Source organism: Mesorhizobium sp. M7A.F.Ca.AU.002.02.1.1 (genome assembly GCF_003998535.1).
Classification (GTDB): Bacteria; Pseudomonadota; Alphaproteobacteria; order Rhizobiales; family Rhizobiaceae; genus Mesorhizobium; species Mesorhizobium ciceri.
The window spans coordinates 1-3,573 of sequence record NZ_RZPB01000621.1 but is presented as its reverse complement, the minus strand read 5'-3'; the positions used below and the strand labels follow the sequence as shown (position 1 = coordinate 3,573).

The window sequence follows — 3,573 nt, the reverse complement described above, 5'->3', positions numbered from 1 at the left end:
AGTTCGGATCGATCAGCGGGTGGTCGGACGGGTCGGCACTCTTCAGCCGCACCGTGCCGCGTGAGCGCGGCCGCAGGAAGGCCGAGTTCAGGGTGACACCTGGATTGTTCAGCTTCTCGACGCCGGCCTCGATGCCGGATCCCAAGCCGAGATGGAACTGAATGTCGGGCGAGGCGGCGGTCGGGTCGGCGTACCAGAAGCCGCCGGTCTCGAACAGGCTGGAGGCCACCGGGCCTTTCTTCAGCAGCAGATATTGCAGACCGGCCCAGGCCGTGCGGTGCAGCTTGGCGTAGTTGTCATAGGTGTGATCGCCGGTGCATTCGGCGATGACGAACAAATCGAGATGGTCCTGCATGTTGGAGCCGACGCCGGGCAGGTCATGCACCGGCGTGACGCCGACTGACTTCAGATGGTCTGCGGGGCCGATCCCCGACTGCATCAGGAGCTTCGGCGAGCCGATGGCGCCGGACGAGACGATCACCTCGCGCTCGGCGCGCAGGATTTTCTTGTCGCCGCCCGGCCTGTCGACCACCTCGACGCCGATAGCGCGACCGTTCTCGACGACGATGCGCGTCACCAGCACATCGGTTCGGAGGGTCAGGTTCTTGCGGCTGCGGATCGGCTTCAAATAAGCGACCGAGGCGGAGGAGCGTCGGGCATCCTTCTGGGTCAACTGGTAGTAGCCGACGCCTTCCTGGGCAGCGCCGTTGAAGTCCGGGTTGAAGGGGATGCCCATCTCCTGGCCGGCACGGAAATAGGCCTCGCAGATAGGCAGCGGCGAAATCGGGTTGGACACGCCGAGCGGGCCCTGGTCGCCATGAAAGTCGTTGGCGTAGCGCTGGTTGTTTTCGGCGCGCTTGAAATAGGGCAGCACGTCGCGATAGCCCCAGCCGGCGAGGCCTTCTTCCTTCTCCAGGCGTCGTAGTCGCGGGCATTGCCGCGCGTGTAGATCTGCGCGTTGATGGACGAGCCGCCGCCGACGACCTTGGCCTGCGTGTACCAGAAGACGCGGTCCTTCATGTGCTTTTGCGGCACGGTCGACCAACCCCAGGAAGCAATGCCTTTGGTCATCTTGGCGAAGCCCGCCGGCATGTGGATGTAGGGGTGCCAGTCCTTGCCGCCGGCTTCCAGCAGCAGGACCGAATTGCTGGGATCTTCGCTCAGCCGGTTGGCCATAACGCAGCCGGCAGGACCGGCGCCCACGATGATATAGTCAGTCATTTCCTGATCCATTCATAGCCGTGGCACCGAGAGCGCGCCGTCGACATTGATGATCGAGCCGGTCGAAAAGCCGAGCTTGCCGCCGGCGAGCGTCGCCACCACCGCGCCGATGTCCGATGCTTCGCCCCAGCGTTTGGCCGGAACCAGGCCGCCGTCGATAAGGGCGTCATATTTGGCGGTCACGCCTGAGGTCATGTCGGTGCGGATGATGCCGGGCCGGACTTCGAAGACGCCGATGTTTTCAGGCGCAAGCCGCAACGCCAGGTTCTTCACCCACATCGAAAGCCCGGCCTTCGAGATGCAGTAGTCCGGCCGTTCCGGCGACGCCATTTCAGCACTGACCGAGGTGATGGTGATGATGGATCTCTGATCGCCTGGCGCAGCCAGCATCGCCTTGGCGACAGCCTGGCTGAGGAAGACGGTGCCGCGCAGGTTGATGCCCAGCGTGCGGTCGAAATTCTCCGGCTTGAGGTCCAAGAGGTCACCGCGCACCACGGCGCCGACGCCGGCATTGTTGACCAGGCAGTCGATGCGGCCGAAGGCGCGCATCGCGGCATCGACAAGTGCTGTATGGGTGTCGAGGTCCGCGATGTCGCACCTGACATAGGCGAATTTTGCGCCACGCTTGGCGATGTCGGGGGCAAGTCCGTCGGCGGCTGTTTCGGCAAGGTCGGCGACCAGAATATCGAAGCCGGCATCCGCCAGTGCCTGGGCGCAGGCGAGGCCGATGCCGCGCGCGCCGCCGGTGACGATAGCGGCGGGGCGGGTCATGCGGCGAGGTCCGTCTTGCGGATGTGGTCAGCAACGCGCAGCGCTTGGGCTGCAATCGACAGCGCTGGGTTGACCGCCGCCGAGTTCGGCAGGAAACCGGCGTCGACGACGAACAGGTTCCGGTGGTCGAAGGAGCGGCAGTAGGGGTCGAGCGCCGCCGTCGCCGGATCGTCGCCCATCTTGATCGTGCCGCATTGATGCGACGGCGTGCGCTTGTCGAAGGGGCGCGACAGCACGATGGGATAGCCGCAGGCGCGGAAGTTTTCGCGCATTACCTTGTTCAGCCCGTCGAGCGACTGCATGTTGGAGCGCCGCCACTGCATGACGATGTCCTTGCCGTCGACCATGATGCGGCTTTCCGGGTCGGGCAGGTCTTCGCACATCAGGTACCAGTCGACGGCGTGGCCGGCCATGAAGTCGAGCGCGAATCCCGGCGTGTACTTGACATTGGCCCGCAGCATGTTGCCGTCGATCTTGCCGAGCAGTTGGACGTTCCCCAGCGGCTTACCGCCCTTGCCGTCGGACAGATAGTAGTCGTTGAGCATCAGCGTCTTCTGGTAGACGGCATCGTTGCGGCGGCGCGGATCGATCGCCAGCATGGCGCTGGAATTGTGGTTCATGAAATTGCGCCCGACCTGATCGGAGCGGTTGGCAAGACCATTGCCATCGGCCGAAGGCGAGCGCAGCAGGATGACGGCGGAATTGACCGCGCCAGCGGAGAGGATGACCAGTTTCGGCGCCACCTTTTTCAGCTCACCATTCTGCCGATAGTGGATGGCAGCAATGGTTTTGCCGTCGGTCGATGCCTCCAGGTACTCGACATAACAGCCGGTCTCGAGCCGGATGTTGGTGTCCTTCAGGGCCGCCGTCAGCGGTCCTGTCTGCGCGTCGACCTTGCCCTGGCCGGTGTTGGGAAACGCGTCCCAGCCGGTCTTGCCCTCTTTCAGCCAGGTGTCGATGTCGACGCCGAGCGGCAGCGAGGCCGGATGCAGGCCGAGGTTTTTCAGCTCGGCGCGGGCGCGGGCGATCGGCGCCTCGTCGGGCACCGGCTTGTAGGCGTAGGGGATCGAATGGAACGGCTCGGTCGGATCCTCGCCCAGTGCACCGCGCACGCGAAACAGCTGTTCGGCTTTCGAATACCAGGGCTCGAATTCCTCATAGGAGAACGGCCATGCCGGCGAGACCCCGCCAAAGTGCTCCATGGCGGCGAAATCTTCCTTGCGGTAGCGGATCAGCACCGCGCCATAGAACTTCGAATTGCCGCCGACATAATAATAATTGCCGGGGTTGAAGGCGGCGCCGCCGGCCTCACGCCACATCTCCTTCGGCCTATAATGGCCGTCGACGAAGATCGAGCGCGTGTCGCGCGCGTGCGGCGTCGCCGGCAACGGCTCGCCGCGCTCGAGCATCAAGATCGAGGCGCCGCTGCCGGCAAGGCCGGAAGCGATCGTGGCGCCGCCGATGCCGGAGCCGATGATGACGATGTCCGGATTTCTCATGGCCTAAATCGCGTCCCGACGCGCTTTAGTTTTTTGTTTTGATGCATGTCGTTGCCCCAAAACCGGATCCACTTTTGGGCGA

2 protein-coding genes and 1 pseudogene are annotated in these 3,573 nt (G+C 64.1%); all 3 read right to left on the bottom strand.

Annotated elements, in window-relative coordinates; genetic code table 11:
• Nucleotides 1–1,221 (bottom strand): annotated as a pseudogene (locus EN879_RS28030) (GMC family oxidoreductase N-terminal domain-containing protein); the annotation flags it as partial.
• Nucleotides 1,222–1,233: 12 nt separating this feature from the next.
• Entirely contained in the window at nt 1,234–1,992 is a 759-nt protein-coding gene (locus EN879_RS28025; protein WP_013529695.1) for a 3-ketoacyl-ACP reductase, read from the bottom strand.
• On the bottom strand, nt 1,989–3,491 hold the full coding sequence (locus EN879_RS28020) for a GMC family oxidoreductase (protein ID WP_063168957.1): 1,503 nt from the start codon (nt 3,489–3,491) through the stop codon (nt 1,989–1,991). Before EN879_RS28020 ends, EN879_RS28025 begins: the two co-directional genes overlap by 4 nt.
• Nucleotides 3,492–3,573 lie beyond the last annotated feature (82 nt).